The 14,325-nt window shown below is 64.8% G+C and carries 11 protein-coding genes; 5 read left to right on the plus strand and 6 right to left on the minus strand.

The window, feature by feature from the left end; translation table 11 throughout:
- Window positions 1-2 precede the first annotated feature (2 nt).
- Both IM816_RS06950 and IM816_RS06955 read right to left on the minus strand, forming a co-directional pair.
- Window positions 3-1,556 (minus strand): amidase, encoded by a 1,554-nt coding sequence (locus IM816_RS06950; protein ID WP_250340316.1) that lies wholly within the window; start codon window positions 1,554-1,556, stop codon window positions 3-5.
- A 79-nt stretch (window positions 1,557-1,635) separates the two neighbouring features.
- Window positions 1,636-3,216 (minus strand): amidase, encoded by a 1,581-nt coding sequence (locus tag IM816_RS06955; RefSeq protein WP_250340317.1) that lies wholly within the window; start codon window positions 3,214-3,216, stop codon window positions 1,636-1,638.
- A gap of 127 nt (window positions 3,217-3,343) precedes the next feature.
- Here IM816_RS06955 and IM816_RS06960 point away from each other — a divergent pair, with 127 nt between their 5' ends.
- From IM816_RS06960 to IM816_RS06970, 3 genes are all read left to right on the plus strand, one after another.
- Window positions 3,344-4,048 (plus strand): c-type cytochrome, encoded by a 705-nt coding sequence (locus IM816_RS06960; protein ID WP_250340318.1) that lies wholly within the window; start codon window positions 3,344-3,346, stop codon window positions 4,046-4,048.
- A gap of 1 nt (window position 4,049) precedes the next feature.
- Complete coding sequence (locus IM816_RS06965; protein ID WP_250340319.1) at window positions 4,050-5,267, plus strand: cytochrome c; 1,218 nt, start codon at window positions 4,050-4,052, stop codon at window positions 5,265-5,267.
- A 169-nt stretch (window positions 5,268-5,436) separates the two neighbouring features.
- Complete coding sequence (locus tag IM816_RS06970) at window positions 5,437-6,762, plus strand: NHL repeat-containing protein (RefSeq protein ID WP_250340320.1); 1,326 nt, start codon at window positions 5,437-5,439, stop codon at window positions 6,760-6,762.
- A gap of 47 nt (window positions 6,763-6,809) precedes the next feature.
- Here the strand turns inward: IM816_RS06970 and IM816_RS06975 are convergent, their stop codons facing one another.
- Window positions 6,810-7,343 (minus strand): mismatch-specific DNA-glycosylase, encoded by a 534-nt coding sequence (locus tag IM816_RS06975; protein WP_250340321.1) that lies wholly within the window; start codon window positions 7,341-7,343, stop codon window positions 6,810-6,812.
- 109 nt (window positions 7,344-7,452) lie between these two features.
- Between IM816_RS06975 and IM816_RS06980 the strand changes: the two genes are divergently transcribed.
- A complete protein-coding gene (locus IM816_RS06980; protein ID WP_250340322.1) occupies window positions 7,453-8,571 on the plus strand; it encodes a mechanosensitive ion channel family protein in 1,119 nt (372 codons plus the stop codon).
- Window positions 8,572-8,685: 114 nt separating this feature from the next.
- Window positions 8,686-9,264: a DUF1003 domain-containing protein gene (locus IM816_RS06985; protein WP_250340323.1), complete on the plus strand. Its 579-nt coding sequence runs from the start codon at window positions 8,686-8,688 to the stop codon at window positions 9,262-9,264.
- 83 nt (window positions 9,265-9,347) lie between these two features.
- Here the strand turns inward: IM816_RS06985 and typA are convergent, their stop codons facing one another.
- The 3 genes from typA to IM816_RS07000 form a co-directional block, all read right to left on the minus strand.
- Complete coding sequence (gene typA, locus IM816_RS06990) at window positions 9,348-11,198, minus strand: translational GTPase TypA (protein WP_250340324.1); 1,851 nt, start codon at window positions 11,196-11,198, stop codon at window positions 9,348-9,350.
- Between the two features lie 122 nt (window positions 11,199-11,320).
- A complete protein-coding gene (locus tag IM816_RS06995) occupies window positions 11,321-13,507 on the minus strand; it encodes a pilin (protein ID WP_250340325.1) in 2,187 nt (728 codons plus the stop codon).
- Window positions 13,508-13,613: 106 nt separating this feature from the next.
- Window positions 13,614-14,300 (minus strand): alpha/beta fold hydrolase, encoded by a 687-nt coding sequence (locus tag IM816_RS07000; protein WP_250340326.1) that lies wholly within the window; start codon window positions 14,298-14,300, stop codon window positions 13,614-13,616.
- Window positions 14,301-14,325: the final 25 nt, after the last annotated feature.

Below are 14,325 nucleotides of genomic sequence, written 5' to 3' on the forward strand. Positions count from 1 at the left end.
CGTCACGACTCGGGCGGCGGCGTTGCGACGAAGGTAGGCCTGCGGAACGCGTTTGCCCCTTGCTCGATGGCATGGCCGATCGTCAGCAGCTTAGCCTCGCTCCATTTAGTGCCGTAGAGCATGACCCCTTTGGGCAAGTCCCCTTCGAAATGGGTCGGTACCGTCAGGATGGGATAGCCCGCAAGCGCTGCCACGGCGTTCAGCGAGAAGGGGCCGATCAGCGCGTCGAGCTTATGCGTCGCCAGTGTGGCATCGATGCCTTCCGGGCCAGCCACGCGTCGGGCTCGCAGCCTTCGTTCGACGTACTCCGGATCGTCGATGCCTGGCGCCAGAAGGGCCTCCTCAAACAACTCCTGACCGAAGTGGATCAGTTCACGGTCGGCTTCAGCTTCGTTGAAAGCGATCACCTGCTCCAGTGTGCGCAAGGGCTGCTCCGTCCGTCGCGCGAGGTACGACGCGATGTCGTGCTTGAATTCGGTCAGCACAAGGCTCAATTGGTCGGCTACCGCCACCTCCGTCCCCGGTAACTCCACGTTATCGACGACGATCGCTCCCTTGCTTTCCAGAATTTCCACCGCACGATCCATGGCCGAGCCCCATCGGTTATCGTTGAAAGCGTGACGACGCACCACGCCGATGCGCATGCCTCGGACGGCGTCGGCGGCAAGCGCAAGGGTGTAGTCGGAGAGATGCCGGTCGGCCTCGACGGTAAGAGGGTCGGTGGGATCGCTCCCGGCTATCGTTTTGAGCACGGCGGCAGCATCCGCCACGCTCCGCGTCATCGGGCCGGCGCTGTCCTGCATGTGCGACACGGGGACGATGCCCGTGCGACTCACCAGGCCAATGGTGGGCTTCATGCCCACCAGGCCCATTGCCATGGCGGGTCCAATGATCGAGCCCTGTGTTTCCGTGCCCAGCGCAGCCGTCGCCAGGCCTGCGGCGACTGCTGCGCCGGAACCTGAGCTGGAGCCAAACGGTGTTGCGTAGAGCGCGAAGGGATTGAGCGTCGTGCCGCCACGCGCCGACCACCCATGCATCGACATCATGCTGCGGAAGTTGGCCCACTCGCTGAGATTCGCCTTGCCGAGGATGATGGCGCCGGCTTCGCGCAGCTTGGCCGTGACCGTGGCGTCCTGCCGGGCTGGCAAGGGAAAGAGCAGAGAGCCCGCGGTGGTGCGCATGCGGTCGCCTGTTTCGATGTTGTCCTTCAGCAGGATCGGGATACCAGTCAATGATGTTGCGGTGCCGTTGCGATAAGCCTGCGTCGCGGCATGGGCCGCGACGGCCGCATCCGGATTGGTCTCGATCACGGAACGTAACGTGGGCCCTGCGCGGTCGATCGCGTTGATGCGATCGAGGAACGACAGCGTCATGTCGAGCGGTGTCAGTTCACCACGGGCATACGCCTGGCGCAGCCCTGCAATGGACAGATAGGCATCGTCGACCGTGGCAGTTCGGCGAGCCGGAATGTCTTGGGCATGCGCGGGCGCCGCGGCGAGTGCGAGTGTCAACGCGGTGGCGAGGCATGGCGCAAGACGGGAGGGGAGGGGTGTCATGGGTTTTTCCTGTGTAAAGCGCAGGGGATTCCGCTGCGCTACACACAGTGCCGACGCCCGCCCGGGACGGGCATAGGCGCTACCGGATCGGTAGCGTGGGCAGGTACGTCGGCCGGCGGAACGCCTTGACCTTCTGCTCCACGCCATAGGCGATGGCAATGAGCGTGGGTTCGCTCCACTTGGTGCCGAAGAACACCACGCCGACGGGCAGATCGTGCGCGAATTCGATGGGCAAGGTGATGGACGGATAGCCGGCTATCGCAGCGGGTGCCGACACGCCGCCGACGGTGGGATCGCCACTCACCACGTGGTCGCCAAGCACCAGATCGTTGACGAACGCCGGCCCCCAACTCGGGGCGAGCAGGGCATCCAGCTTGTCTTTCGCCAATGCCGCGTCGATGCCTTCCGGGCCGGCCAGCTGCTTGTTGCGATCGCGCATGCCGATGTACTTGGGGTCGTCGAGCCCGGCCTTGGCCTGCGCCGCAAGGAACAGTTCCTGGCCGAACCATGGCATTTCCTTCGCCGCCTCTCGTTCGTTGAATGCGATGAGATCGGCGAGCGTGCGCATCGGCTGATCCGGACGCGTGGCGAGATAGGCGGCGATGTCGTGCTTGAACTCGTAGAGCAACACGTCGATCTCGTGCTCGCTGAGTTCCTTCAGGTGCGGGATCTCCACGTTGTCGACGACCGTGGCGCCTTGCGCCTTCAACAACGCGATGGTGTGCTCGAGTGCGCGATCGGCATTAGGCTCGATGCCGGCGAGCTGGCGTACCACGCCGATGCGCTTGCCGCGAAGCGCGTTCGGATCGAGAAAGCGTGTGTAATCGGTGGCGTGCTTGTCCGCGTCGACCGTGGCGGGGTCGCGCGCGTCGGAACCGGCGATGGCACTCAGCACCGCGGCGGCGTCGGCCACGTTGCGCGCCATGGGGCCAGCGGTGTCCTGACTGTGCGAAATGGGGATGATGCCCGACCGGCTGACCAGGCCCACGGTGGGCTTGATGCCCACCAGGCCGGTCATCGACGCCGGGCAGATGATCGAGCCGTCCGTTTCGCTGCCGATGGCCGCCGTGGCAAGACCCGCGGCGACCGCAGCTCCTGAGCCGGCGCTCGAACCGCACGCATTGCGATCCAGCACGTACGGATTGACGGTAAGACCACCGCGCCCCGTCCAACCGCTGGTGGCGTGGTTGGAGCGCATGTTCGCCCACTCACTGAGGTTGGTCTTGCCAAGGATCACTGCGCCAGCCTTGCGCAGGCGGGCGGCAACTTCCGAATCGCGTGGTGCCGGCTTGATCGTGAGGGCCAGCGAACCGGCGCTGGTCATCATGCGGTCGCCCGTGTCGATGTTGTCCTTGAGCAGGATGGGGATGCCGCCGAGCGCGCCCTTGGGATGCTTGCGAGCGATGGCCAGGGCATCCGGATTGGTTTCCAGCACCGCGTTGATCGTCGGGCCAGCCTTGTCGATTCGCGCAATCCGATCCAGGAAGAGCTGAGTCAGCCCTTCGGGAGTCAAGGCGCCGGACGCATAGGCCTGACGCACACTGACGATGGAGGCGAAGGCATCGTCCTCGGTGGCCTCGCGGGCATGCGCGGCGGCGCCTTGGGTCGACCATGCCACGATGGTGGCGAGTGCGAGCATGCGGGTGGTGCGACGTGACATCGGGTTCCCCTGAGCGCGGACGAAGAGTCGCAGCTATCTTAACCTCGCCGATCGCGGCATATACTGGCCGGACGCCATGCGCGGCCAGTCCGGCGCGCTCGCCATCGTTACGCCAAGGGAGTAACTCATGCGACGTCTCCTCCGCCGGCTCGCTGCCGCGGCCGCCGTGCTCTGCGCCGGTTCCCTCTGGGGGGCGGAAGCGCCGCCGGTACCGGACACGCTGGTTCAGCGCATTGCCGCCTGCACGAGCTGCCATGGCGAACATGGCGAGGGTGGCAACAACGGCTTCAATCCGCGCCTTGCGGGAAAGCCGGCGGGTTACCTCCATCGACAGATGCAGGATTTCCAGCGGGGGCTGCGTCACTACGAGATCATGGAATACACGGTGGCACCGCTGACCGATGCCTACATGCGCGAGATCGCGGAGTACTTCGCCGCGCAGGACGTGCCCTATACGCGTCATCCCATCCCGGCCACGACACCGGCCGCCATGGCACGCGGCGAACAGCTCGTGACGCAAGGCGATGCCGCACGAGGCGTTCCCGCCTGCATGGCGTGCCATGGTCCGAACCTGACCGGCGTGCAGCCCGATATTCCCGGTCTGGTGGGACTGCCATACGACTACATCAGTGCCCAGTTGGGATCGTGGCGGACCGATACGCGCAGCACCGTCGCGCCCGATTGCATGGCGACCGTCGTCAGCCGCCTGAGTGACGCCGACATCAGCGCCGTGTCCGCGTGGCTCGCGCAGCGTCCGGTGCCCGCCGATGCGCACGCCGAGCCGCCCGGCAGCGTGAAACCGCCACTGCGCTGCGGCGTGCTGGGAGGTTGACATGACACGCGCATTCCGTTGGATGACCTGGCTTGCCCTCAGCGCTGCTGCCACGCTCGCACACGCCGATGATGTGGAGCGCGGCAAATACCTCGCCACGGCGGGCGACTGCGCCGCCTGTCACACCGCGCGGCGTGGCGAGCCGTATGCCGGTGGCCGCATCGTGCCGACCCCTTTCGGGGCCATACCTGCACCCAACCTCACGCCCGACACGGAAACCGGCATCGGGGCATGGAGTGCCGATGATTTCTATCGCGCCATGCACTCGGGTGAAGGGCACGATGGTCGATCGCTGTATCCGGCGTTTCCGTTCACCTCGTATACCAAGGTCACGCGCGCGGATACGGATGCGATCTTCGCCTACCTCAAGGGCCTGCCGGCCGTGCGTCGCGCTGCGATACCCGACAGCCTGCGCTGGCCTTATCGCATGCGCTCGCTGATGACGGCGTGGCGCACGCTGTACTTCGACGAAGGCGAATACAAGACCGATCCCGCGCGCTCCGCGGCGTGGAATCGCGGTGCGTACCTCGTGCAGGGCCTGGGCCATTGCAACGAATGCCATGCACGGCGGAACAGTTTCGGCGCGATGGTCACCGATCCGTTCCTGGCCGGCGGCATCGTGCCTGTGCAGAACTGGTACGCGCCCGATCTATCGATGGGCACGCACGGCGGCCTCGCCGGGTGGACCGAAACGGACGTTGTAGCTCTGCTGAAGACCGGTCGCTCGTCGAAGGGCGTGGCGGTGGGGCAGATGGCCGAGGTAGTGCTGCGAAGCACACAGCATTTGACCGATGCCGACCTCGCCGCCATGGCTACGTATCTCAAGTCGTTGCCGGATCGCGATCCGCCTCCCCAGCGCGAATCGGCCGCCAACGCGCGCGAACTTGCGATGAATGGACAGAAGGTCTACACCGATCGCTGCGCCGGCTGCCACGCGGCGGACGGCCGCGGCAAGGGCGACGCCTATCCCGCGCTGGATGGCAACGGTTCGGTCACCGAGCCCACGGGCATCAATGCGATCCGCATGGTGCTTTCCGGTGGTTTTTCGCCCGCCACTGCAGGCAACCCACGCCCGTACTCGATGCCGCCGTTCTCGCAGACGCTCAGCGACGACGATGCTGCGGCCGTGGTGACCTACATCCGTCAGGCGTGGTCGAACAAGGCGCCCTCGGTGTCGCCCAACGACGTGCGCGCCTACCGTTCCACGCCGGGCGGCTGAGCCTGGAGACGTTCACGGTAGCCCACTACCACGCCTCATAGTGCAAACGTTGTATGGAGCTGCTCGAAAGCACGGTCTAACGTGACCGTGCGTTTGCCAACACGGATGTGGGACGGCTTTCATCCGAGAGGCCGGGTCAAGGATGCAAAATCGGAATAAGGAGAGCGTCATGAGCAAGGAAGCGAAGAGCGGTGAGCTCGAGAAGGAGTTCAGCCCGCCGTTCCACAGAGGCGTAGGAAGCATGCTTCCTTTGACCGATGGCGGTATGTATTTGACAACATCGCTGGACGCCTCAGACCCCGACGAGGGGGTGGCCCTGCTGGTCGCCCGTGTCGATGCGGAAGGCAATGCAGACGTCGGTTTCGGTGTCAGTGGCATCGCATCTGCCCAGATATACATGGACTCGACGCTATCGGTCCCTATGGGCGTCATGCAGGGGAGCGACGGGAAGATCACGGCGGCGGTGGTGATGAACCGCACCATCGGCTTGGCTCGCTTCACGCCAAAAGGCGATATCGATTCCACGTTCGGTAACTCGGGCACCATTACCCACGTCCTCGATCGCCTGCCACCGAGGCCTTCCGGGGTTCCTCCTCGCGAAGTCTTCGATGCGTGTGGCGGGGCGCGATCAGACGCCATTTCCGACGGAGAGCCCCGCGCAGTCGGAGCCATGCATGGCGGGATCGTTCCGGCGCCGGGTGGCGGCATGTATTTCGTGCGTGACAACGGTTTCGGCGGTCCCGGGTGGAGCTACCTGGTTCGCTTCAACGCCTTGGGCTTACTGGACAGAAGCTTTGATGACGACGGCGTCGTCTACGTCCAGCACCCCGATGGCTCTCAAACGGTTGCGCTCGCTGTCAGTAGTGTCGTGAATATCGAGGAAGGCAGCAAAGTTGTCGTCGCTGGCTGGGTCGGCGGTATCAATGACCATAAGGCCTTCGTCGCCCGCTTCGATAAAAACGGTCAACTGGACACTGCTTTTGGGGAGGGCGGGTTTGCGGTGGTGAAGCCGTCGCGAGATACATCGTCCATGCTGTTCGGCGCGGTGCACGTGACGCGTGACGGGCGTATCTTCGCGAGTGGGCAAACCGAAGAAGGCGTACGACGCGTGGGGATATTGGTTGGCCTGGATACCACAGGCAAGCCGCTGCTTTCGTTCAACCAAGGTGAGCCTGTTCTGTTCGATCTGTTAGACACGGATATGAAAAACGATTTCCGGACAAATGTCGCGGTCCAGGCTGACGGCAAGATTGTCGTTGTGGGGCAGGTAGTCAATTCAGAAGCGCGTACGGGCAGTGCCCTCGTGGCGCGCTACCTGCCGGACGGTTCCCTCGATAGCAGCTTCGCGACTCCCCAAGGCTGGATCACGATCAATCCGTTCGGAAGGACGGATAACTGGGTATTCACTTCGGAGCTCGCACCCGATGGAAAGATCGTCCTCGCAGGCGGATCCTTCGATTCCACGGCCGGCTGGGTCGTACGTTTGTCGAGCTGATGATGTAACCGCTATCGAACGGTGAATCCAGGCGCCCGCTCAAAACCTCAGCGTCGGACGCCTGCGGTTCGAGCCTTTACGAAATCCGCCATCGCCTGCCAGGCGCGTAGATCCCACGACCTGCGCGCCTGGCCCGAGGGTGAGGGAAGTACGAAAACGTGCGCGCCACCGAACTGGGCCTCCTGCAACCCATAGCTCACGCCCTTGCCGAGCGCTGCAATGCCGCCGTGCTTGCTGGTGAAGGCGAGGGCGGTCGGGCGGAAGCGTTCGATCTTGTCGCGCAGCGCGGCCACGTCGAACGCATCGACCGGCAACTCGGCGTCGTTGCCGAAGTGAAACTTCGATAGGTCGGTGAGGCCCAGCCCAAAGGTGGGCAGCAGGGGATACTCCGCAGGCAGGAGCAGGCGCGGCGTTAACCCTGTCGCGAACAACGTCCGCCAGAACATGTTGCCCGGATGCGCGTAATACGCGCCTTCGCGCGCGGAGCGCGCGCCTGCGGCCGTGCCACAGAAGATCAGGCGGAGGCCGGGTCGCAGCACATCGGGAAGAATGAAGCGTTCGTTCGCACTGGGGAGGGGCATGAGCGCGATTCTATCCGTCGGGTGCCTCGCCCGCCGCTGCTGGTACTCCACACCCACGATGTTGCATCACAACAGAACGTGGACATATGGGGCGTTAGGCTAAGTCACCATGAACCTGACCGACTGGATGCCAGATATCGCGCATCCGTGGACGCGTTTTGCGTTGGCCGTTGTGGTCGCGCTCGTGGTCGCGGGAATCCTCCGCCGTGTGGTGCATGCGTTGCTGCGCCGTCTTGCCATACGGCATCCCATGGGGGCGAGCATCGTCGCGCGAGCGAATGCGCCCATGGAAACCATCGTGCCGTTGGCGATGCTGCTGCTCTCGTGTCGCCTCGCCCCAGACGAGCCCGCCCGGCTCGTCGGCGCGCTGGAGCATGCTCTGGCGCTCGCCTTGATCGTGGCTTGCACGTGGTTCGTCGTGCGTTGCCTCGGCGCGGTGGAAGCGGCGGTGTCGCGCTTCAACCCCATCGATCTCGACGACAATCTGCGTGCGCGTCGTGTGCAGACGCAGGTTCGTGTGCTCAGCCGCACGGCCATGGTGGTTACCGTGGTCCTGGGTATCGGCATCGCCTTGATGACGTTTCCGGCGGTGCGCCAATTTGGGGCCAGCCTTCTCGCATCGGCGGGTATTGCCGGTCTGGCGGTCGGCCTGGCTGCCAAGCCCATGCTGGGAAATCTCATTGCAGGCATGCAGCTCGCCCTGACGCAGCCGATCCGGATCGACGACGTAGTAGTGATCGAGAACGAGTGGGGCAAGATCGAGGAAATCACCAGTACCTATGTCGTTGTGCGGATATGGGACGAGCGTCGATTGGTCGTGCCGTTGCAGTATTTCATCGAGCGCCCGTTCCAGAACTGGACCCGCACGAACTCGCAGATCCTCGGCTCGGTCATGCTCTGGTTCGACTATGGGTTGCCGCTCGAGCCGTTGCGCGCCGAACTGCAGCGGCTATGCAAGTCGGCGGCCGAATGGGACGGACGCGTATGCGTGCTGCAGGTGGTGGACGCCAGCGAGAAGGCGATGCAGTTGCGCGCGCTGGTCAGTTCGTCAAATTCCAGCGCATCGTGGGACTTGCGCTGCAAGGTGCGCGAGGGCTTGATCGACTACGTTCGCCGCGAGTGTCCCGGGTATCTCCCGCGCTTTCGCGGCGAGGTGGAGAGTGCTGTACGCGCCGCCGATGCGGCGACCCCGCCGTTCGCAAGCCGCATGGCTTCGTCGCGCTCCTGAGGCTCACATCGTCTACGTGGGGGCGTCGCGGCAAGCGGCGGCAAGGCCGTGAAAGGTACGGCATGCTAGCGTTCGCGCCAGGCACGTCGCCCCACCCCTTGCGAGGAGAGCATCATGGGATCCACCGAGCACACCCCCGAGCGCGCCGCACGTCGCTGGTTTGCCAAAAGCTTCGACGAACTGACCCAAGCGGAGCGGCGCATCGTGGAGCGCATGGCTCAGCACAAGCTGGTGTCGGAGGACGTCGATGCCGTCTACCGCTCGGATCTCACGTTCGGCCAGCGGCTGGCCGACAATGTGTCGCGATTCGGCGGTTCGTGGACTTTCATCCTCGTGTTCGCGGGCGTGCTGGTGCTCTGGACGTGTTTGAATTCCTACGTGCTGCACAAGCCGTTCGATCCTTATCCGTACATCTTCCTCAACCTCTTGCTGTCGATGCTCGCCGCGGTACAGGCGCCCGTCATCATGATGAGCCAGAACCGTCAGGCAGCGATGGACCGGCTCGATGCCGCCAACGACTACAAGGTCAACCTCAAGGCTGAGCTCGAGATCATGGGTCTGCACGACAAGCTCGATCAGATCCGCACCGATCAACTTACCGCACTGCTCGCGAAGCAGCAGGAACAGATCGATCTTTTGCTGGCGTTGATGCGTCAGGCCGAAAAGCGCGGTCCCGTCGCTGGCGAAGGCTGAGGCACGCGACTCCTAACCGGTACACGACGCAAAAAAAAGACCCGGCGTGAGCCGGGTCTTTCGTTATCGCGTCAGCTAGGGAATCAACCCTGGCCGCGAGAAGCCTTCTTGCGGTCGTTTTCCGTCAGGTGCTTCTTGCGCATGCGGATTTCCTTCGGCGTGACTTCGACCAGCTCGTCGTCGTCGATGAAGTCCAGCGCCTGCTCCAGCGTGAACTTGGTCGCAGGGGTAAGCTGGATCGCATCGTCCTTACCGGAAGCGCGCATGTTGGTGAGCGGCTTCGGCTTGATGGCGTTGACGGTGAGGTCGTTGTCCTTGGCGTGAATGCCGATCAACTGGCCTTCGTACACCGAGTCGCCTTCGGCGGCGAACAGCTTGCCGCGCTCCTGCAGGGGGCCGAGCGAGTAGGCCGGGGTGGTGCCGGCGGCGTTGGCGATCATCACGCCGTTCTGGCGCTTGGCGATCGGTGCCGGCGTGTACGGGCCGTAGTGCTTGAACACGTGGAACAGCAGGCCCGAACCCTGGGTCAGGGTCTTGAACTGGTTCTGGAAGCCGATCAGGCCGCGTGCCGGGATTTCATACTCGAGGCGCACGCGACCATTGCCGTCGGACACCATGTTCTTGAGTTCGCCCTTGCGGATACCGAGGCGCTCCATGACGCCGCCCTGGTGGATTTCCTCGACGTCGATCACGAGTTCTTCGATCGGCTCCATCTTCTGGCCGTCGATTTCCTTGATGATGACTTCCGGACGCGACACGGCCAGCTCGTAACCTTCGCGACGCATGTTCTCGATCAGCACCGAGAGATGCAGTTCGCCACGGCCCGAGACCAGGAACTTGTCGGCGTCGGAACCGTCTTCGACGCGCAGCGCCACGTTGTGGACCTTCTCGCGATCGAGGCGCTCACGCAGCTGACGGCTGGTGAGGAACTTGCCGCCCGAGAGATCCTTGTGGCCGACGAACGGCGAGTTGTTGACCTGGAAGGTCATGCTGATCATCGGCTCGTCGACGCTCAGCGGCGGCAGCGCTTCCGGCACGTCCAGCGCGGTGACGGTGTCGGAAATGGTCAGCTCCGGGATACCGGAAATGGCGACGATGTCGCCCGCTTCGGCGGAATCCTGCTCGATGCGCTCGAGGCCGAGGAAGCCGAGCACCTGCACGACCTTGCCCTGGCGCTTCTTGCCTTCACGATCGATCACGGCGACCGGCATGCCCTTCTTCAGGGTGCCGCGCTGGATGCGGCCGATGCCGATGACGCCGACGAAGTTGTTGTAGTCGAGCTGGCTGATGCGCATCTGGAACGGGCCGTCCGGATCGACGTCGGGCTTCGGCGCGTGCTGCATGATCGCTTCGTAGAGCGGGGTCATGTCGCCTTCGCGAGCGTTCTCGTCGAGCGAAGCGTAGCCGTTCAGCGCCGAGGCGTAGACGATCGGGAAGTCCATCTGCTCGTCGGTGGCGCCGAGCTTGGCGAAGAGGTCCCACACCTGCTCGACGACCCACTCCGGACGCGCGCCCGGGCGATCGACCTTGTTGACCACGACGATCGGCTTGAAGCCCATCGCGAAGGCCTTCTGCGTGACGAAACGCGTCTGCGGCATCGGGCCGTCCATCGCGTCGACCAGGATCAGCACGGTGTCGACCATCGACAGCACGCGCTCGACCTCACCGCCGAAGTCAGCATGTCCCGGGGTGTCGACGATGTTGATGCGGTTCTTGACGCCCTTTTTCTTGTCTTCCCAGGTAATGGCCGTGTTCTTGGCAAGGATCGTGATGCCACGTTCCTTTTCCTGGTCGTTCGAGTCCATCACGCGCTCTGCCAGCACGGTGCGCTCGTTGAGCGTGCCGGACTGCTTGAGAAGCTGGTCGACGAGGGTGGTCTTGCCGTGGTCGACGTGAGCCACGATGGCGATATTGCGCAGGTTTTCGATCGACATGCGTCATGCGCCGGCCTTCAGCCGGTGCACCTCTTTGGTATGGGAAGCCGCCGATTATAAAGGAAAATGGCGACGTTCGCATGACGGCCGGGAGGCCGCTTTCACGGCCTCCCGGCGGCCCCTCAGGGGACCAGGGGCTCGTCGCGGCACGTGGCCGGCAGGTACTTGGGCTCTACGCCCTCGCCCGAGCAGCTCCAGGCCACGCCGTTGCCCTCGACCCGGGGCGTCAGCACGAGCGTAGCGCCGTCCAGCTTGGCGTCGGTCTTGTGCGGCGGCGTGGCGTCCATGGTGACCACGATCTCGCCGCCGGGGCCCACCTCGACGGCGCCGGCATAGTCGTTGCCCAGCGTCTCAGGGGCACCCAGGCCGGCGGCACGGTTGGTCGCCGGGAATTTGCCGCTGGTCTGGCGGCGCTCGGCCACGGCGGCCTTCGCCGCATCGGCGGCGCCCAAAGCGTTGCTGACCTGACTGCGCAGCGTGTATTCCTGGTACTGCGGTACCGCGATGGCGGCCACGATCGCCACGCCCGCCACGGCGCCCACGCCCCCGACCTCGCCCACCAGTTCCACCGGGCTCTGCTCATAGGTGAACGCGACGCCGAAGGTGTCGTTGTCGACTTCCACCGCGGCACCCATCACGCCCTTCTCGGGCAGGTTCAAGGTGTGCGCCGAGGGCAGGGTGGTGATGTCGAGGTCGGCACCGACGGCGGTGCCCAGGATCTGCAGGATCTGGATATACGAGTAGTAGGCCTCGCGCTGCGCGCCGTGCGACGTGGCCGTATAGCCGATCAGCGTGCGTCCGCCCGGATAGGCGCGGGCCTTGAACCAGTCGTCCAGGGACGTATCCGGCTTGGCGGCGACGCGGTCGGAAAGCGCCTGGGGCACCTTCGCCATCACGACCCAGTCGCCGTCCTCGATCCAGTACGAGCGCCCGCCGAGGCGGGAAAGAAAGCTCATGAAGGGCCTGAGCGAGGGATCCACGTGCGCGACGTCCTCGTCGTCCATGCCGGGGCCGGGCATCGACAGCCAATGCACCTTCGTGCCGTCCACGGTCGACTCGCCCGTCTTCCAGCCCTTGGCCGACATCGCCTCGATGCGCGCGTACCAATCCTTCCGGTCCGGCGTGCGCATCGCGTAGAACAAGCCGGCGTCGTCGGAGAAGACGATCATCTCGGGGCCGAACCAGCGGAACCAGTCCGAGGGCGTCGCACCGTAGCGGGTGCGCATTTTTTCGACGCCCTCGTGGTACTTCTTCGCCGCGTCCGCGCCGAAGTCGAGGTTGAGATTGTCTTCGAAGGTCTTGTATGCCTGGGCCGTCGGCAGCGAGAGCGTCATCGCCCAGTGGGGTTCACCCGCCGACTTCAACGTCGGGGCAAAACTATGCGGCGCGAGGTAGGAGAGGGCTCGTGCCTGCGGTGCATGCACGATCACGCGGAACTGTGCGCGGCCATCGACGGTGCCGCCGCCGAACGCGACTGCGTCGGCCTTGGAGGCGAAGTCGGCGGGCAGCTTGCCGAACGGCGAGTCGCCGGCTTGCGCCGCGGCCACGCCGCCCACGCCTCGGACCGTTACCCAGCCGAACAGGCCTTCGCCCGACGTGTCGATGCGCGGCTCCAGCGCAGACAGCGTGGCAGGTGCCGTTGCCGCGGTGGATTTGGCGAAGGTGGCGGCAAGCTCGTCGAGCGTCGCCTTGTCGCTTGGTGCCTGCGCGGACTGCGTGACCCAGAGGCGGTGCTCGGCGGCGACGTAACGGACGGCGCCGCCGCTGGTGAGCTGGCCGTAACCCTGGGCATCCAGTGGCGCGGCGAGTACCGGCGTACTAAGTGCCGCCATGCGCGCGTTGAACGCGTCCACACTCGGGTAATCCAGCAGCGCGGTCAGCACCAGGCGCGAGGTCGGCGCGGGAATGCCCAGCGGGTCGACGAGCGCCACTTCCACCGGCGAGCGCAGGTCGCTCAGCAGCAGATTGACCATCGGCGCGATTTTCATATCGGCCAGCACCTTGTCCTTGGCCATGCCGTCGCGGATGCGCTGGACCGCGTCGAGGTGCGCCTTGCTCGACAACGCCGCGTCGAGCGGACGACCGTTCGGCACACCGCCAATCATTGCCCACGGCGACGGTATACGCAGGTAGGCCACGGTCTGCGCCGGTAGGTGCTGGCGCATCCACGCCGGTGCGGCAATGGCTGCTTGTGCGGCGGCAACGGCCTTCGGATCGGCGGTGGGCGCCTCGTCTTTCTTGTGGCACGCGGCAAGACCGAGTGCCGTGACGATGGCGGCGGACAACAGGACGGTACGACGGGCAATCATTGCTCTTCCCCTTGGATTCATCCGGCTCCTGCCGGGCGGGGGAAGGATAGCAGCGCATGGCGTCCGTTCCGGCAGTGCGGAGCGAACGCGATGCGTCCTTTGCGAGCTAGAGAAGATTCACCTGCTGCGTCGCGGTGTACCAGAGCAGGCCGTAGTGCCCATAGGGGAAGGTGTAGCTCGCCGTTTCGCCCTGGATCTGTGAGGTATGCACCCCATAGACCAGGCAGACACCGCCGTAGCAGTTGATCTCGTCGGCATAGGACTTGAACGAATACATCTTCGTGCCGAAGCGATGTCCCTGCATGCCGTTGAGCAAGGGACTGTTCACCGAAAGCCCCCACGCGCCGCAGGTGCTGGTGGCGACGTTGAACGGATAGGTGCCGCAGCTCCACAGGCCGTGGAAGGCGCCGGCGATGCCGATGAACGTATTCACCGAGCCCGCCGCGCCCATCACGTCGATCTCGTGCGCGGCCAGCGTGGCGCCCATCGAATGCCCGATGACGTCGATCTTGCCGGTACACGACGAGGCCAGCGCATCGAGGATGGCCTCGCGGACCGGGGTCTCCTCACTGCCGTTGTGGTCGTTGCATGCGGCGCAGAGACCGTTGCCCCAGCTCGGCGCGATGATCTGCGACTCGCTGTAACCGCGCTGCCGCAGCAGATCATGGGTGGCCTGGAAATCGGACGGACTGCCGGTGTTGCCGTGTACGAGTACGACCGTATCGACACAGGCGGCGTGGGTGGAACCGCAGACGAGCAACAGCAGGGCGAACAGCAGCATCGTGGAACGCATGGCTTGCCTCCGTAGTGTGTGCGCG

It is taken from the genome of Luteibacter flocculans (assembly GCF_023612255.1).
In the GTDB taxonomy this organism is placed as follows: domain Bacteria; phylum Pseudomonadota; class Gammaproteobacteria; order Xanthomonadales; family Rhodanobacteraceae; genus Luteibacter; species Luteibacter flocculans.

Excerpts from the sequence above, each read along its gene's own strand:
- IM816_RS06975 (WP_250340321.1), bottom strand. The coding sequence starts at position 7,343 with ATGCCCCTCCCCAGTGCGAACGAACGCTTCATTCTTCCCGATGTGCTG.
- IM816_RS06965 (WP_250340319.1), top strand. The coding sequence starts at position 4,050 with ATGACACGCGCATTCCGTTGGATGACCTGGCTTGCCCTCAGCGCTGCT.
- typA (WP_250340324.1), bottom strand. The coding sequence starts at position 11,198 with ATGTCGATCGAAAACCTGCGCAATATCGCCATCGTGGCTCACGTCGAC.
- IM816_RS06995 (WP_250340325.1), bottom strand. The coding sequence starts at position 13,507 with ATGATTGCCCGTCGTACCGTCCTGTTGTCCGCCGCCATCGTCACGGCA.
- IM816_RS07000 (WP_250340326.1), bottom strand. The coding sequence starts at position 14,300 with ATGCGTTCCACGATGCTGCTGTTCGCCCTGCTGTTGCTCGTCTGCGGT.
- IM816_RS06970 (WP_250340320.1), top strand. The coding sequence starts at position 5,437 with ATGAGCAAGGAAGCGAAGAGCGGTGAGCTCGAGAAGGAGTTCAGCCCG.
- IM816_RS06985 (WP_250340323.1), top strand. The coding sequence starts at position 8,686 with ATGGGATCCACCGAGCACACCCCCGAGCGCGCCGCACGTCGCTGGTTT.
- IM816_RS06950 (WP_250340316.1), bottom strand. The coding sequence starts at position 1,556 with ATGACACCCCTCCCCTCCCGTCTTGCGCCATGCCTCGCCACCGCGTTG.
- IM816_RS06955 (WP_250340317.1), bottom strand. The coding sequence starts at position 3,216 with ATGTCACGTCGCACCACCCGCATGCTCGCACTCGCCACCATCGTGGCA.
- IM816_RS06960 (WP_250340318.1), top strand. The coding sequence starts at position 3,344 with ATGCGACGTCTCCTCCGCCGGCTCGCTGCCGCGGCCGCCGTGCTCTGC.
- IM816_RS06980 (WP_250340322.1), top strand. The coding sequence starts at position 7,453 with ATGAACCTGACCGACTGGATGCCAGATATCGCGCATCCGTGGACGCGT.